1 protein-coding gene is annotated in these 2,395 nt (G+C 76.0%); it reads left to right on the forward strand.

What is annotated here, in order from left to right; genetic code table 11:
* Window positions 1–242: 242 nt before the first annotated feature.
* Window positions 243–2,395: penicillin acylase family protein (locus tag ACWF9Z_RS06825; RefSeq protein WP_453598210.1), on the forward strand; the 2,153-nt coding region annotated here is incomplete at its 3' end.

The following is a 2,395-nucleotide window of genomic DNA, read 5'->3' on the forward strand; positions in this document are numbered from 1 at the left end:
GGGTCTCCTGGCCGTCGGGGGGGCGCCTGGACTCTCGCCCCACCCGCTCCGCCCTGGGGCGGGCGGGGGGCGGCGGGCGGGGGGGCCGGGCGGGCCCCCCCCCCCCCGACCCAAGGGATACCAAACGGCATGTTGACATGACGTCAGTCGGCCTGCGTGAGTGTGGGGGCACAGGAGCACCGCCCGCACCACCGTCTCCGTACGGGCAACCCGGCCCGGACGCAGGCCATTTGGGAGGCACGTTGCGCTTTCTCTCTGGACACCGCCACACCCGTCCGCTGCTCCGCCGCGTCGCCCTCACCGGCGCCGCGCTGCTGGCCGCCGCGGCCGCGGTACCCCAGGCCGCCGCCGCGACGGAGGCCTCCGGCCCGTCCCGCGGCGGGCTGTCCGCCGTGATCCGGTACACCGAGAACGGCATCCCGCACATCCTGGCCCAGGACTACGCCCACCTCGGCTTCGGCACCGGCTGGGCGCAGGCCGCCGACCAGGTGTGCGTGCTGGCCGACGGGTTCCTGACCGTCTCCGGCGAGCGCTCGCGCTGGTTCGGCCCCGACGCGGCGCCCGACGGATCCCTCTCCTCCGCCGCCAAGAACCTCTCCAGCGACCTGTACTTCAAGGGGGTCCGCGACTCCGGCACCGTGGAGAAGCTGCTCGCCACGCCCGCGCCGGCGGGGCCGGGCGGGGACGTCAAGGAACTGATGCGCGGCTGGGCCGCCGGCTACAACGCCTGGCTCGCCCAGAACAAGATCACCGACCCGGCCTGCAAGGACGCCCGGTGGGTCCGCCCGGTCACCGTCACGGACGTCGCCGCCCGCGGCTTCGCCGTCTCGGTGCTCGGCGGCCAGGGCCGCGCGGTGGACGGCATCACCGCCGCCCAGCCGCCCGCCGCCGCGGCCGCCCGCGGCGGCGGTACCGGTGCCGGATCCCTTGCCGGTACCGCCGCCGGATCGGGCGAGATCGATCCGGACACCGCGGCCGAAGCCGCCCGGGAGCTCTTCGACACCACCCGCTACGACATGGGTTCCAACGCGGTGGCCTTCGCCGGTTCCACCACCGCGAACGGCAAGGGCCTGCTGCTCGGGAACCCCCACTACCCCTGGCAGGGCGGCCGCCGGTTCTGGCAGTCGCAGCAGACCATACCCGGCGAGCTGAACGTCTCGGGCGGCTCGCTGCTCGGCACCGCCGTCGTGAACATCGGCTTCAACGAGAAGGTCGCCTGGAGCCACACCGTGGCCACCGGCACCCCCCTCAACCTGCACCAGCTGACCCTGGATCCGGCCGATCCGACCGCCTACCTGGTGGACGGGAAGCCGGAGAAGATGACCGGGCGCACGGTCGCCGTCCAGGTGGCGGGCGGCGCCCCGGTCACCCGTACGCAGTGGTGGACCCGCTACGGCCCGGTGGTCTCCCACCTGGGCCCCGGCCTGCCGCTGCCCTGGACGGCGACCACGGCGTACGCGGTGAACGACCCCAACGCGGCGAACCTGCGCGGCTCCGACACCGCGCTCGCCCTGGGCAAGGCCCGCTCGGTCGCCGGCGTCCAGGACGCCCTGCGCCGCACCCAGGGCCTGCCGTGGGTCAACACCGTGGCCGCCGACTCGGCGGGCGGCACCCTCTTCACCCAGTCCCAGGTGCTCCCCCGGATCACCGACGAGCTCGCCGCCCGCTGCTCGACCCCGCTCGGCAGGGCCACGTACCCGGCTTCGGGGCTGGCGGTCCTGGACGGTTCCCGGGCGGACTGCGCGCCCGGCTCGGACGCGGACGCGGTGCAGCCGGGGGTGTTCGGCCCGGGGAAGGCGCCGGCCTTGCGCGACGCCCCGTACGCGGAGAACTCCAACGACAGCGCCTGGCTGGCCAACGCCGACAAGCCGGTCACCGGGTACGAATGGATCTGGGGCAATGTCGACGCTCCGCGTTCGCTGCGCACCCGGGGCGCGCTGGAGGACGTGTCCGCGATGGCCGCGAAGGGCGGGCTCACCGTGGCGGACCTGCAGAAGCAGCAGTTCGCCAACCGGGTTCCGGCCGGCGGCCTGGCGGCGGACGACGCGGCGAAGGCCTGCGCGGCCCTGCCGGGCGGGACGGCGACGGCGGGCGACGGCCGGACCGTGGACGTCTCGGCGGCCTGCGGCGTGCTGGCGGCCTGGGACCGCACGGCCGACACCTCGAGCCGGGGGGCGCTGCTCTTCGACCGCTTCTGGCGCAGGCTCACCGCGACCACGGCGGCCAAGGATCTGTGGCTGGTGCCCTTCTCGGCGGCCGATCCGGTCCGTACGCCCCGCACGCTGAACCAGGCGGGGCGCCCCCGCGCGCCCGCGCGCGCCCCCGCGGGGGCCGGCGGGGGGGGGGGGGGCCCCCCCCCCCGCCCCCCCCCCGCGCAGAGCCCCTTTGTGGTGGG

The organism is Streptomyces sp. NPDC054961 (assembly GCF_053609145.1).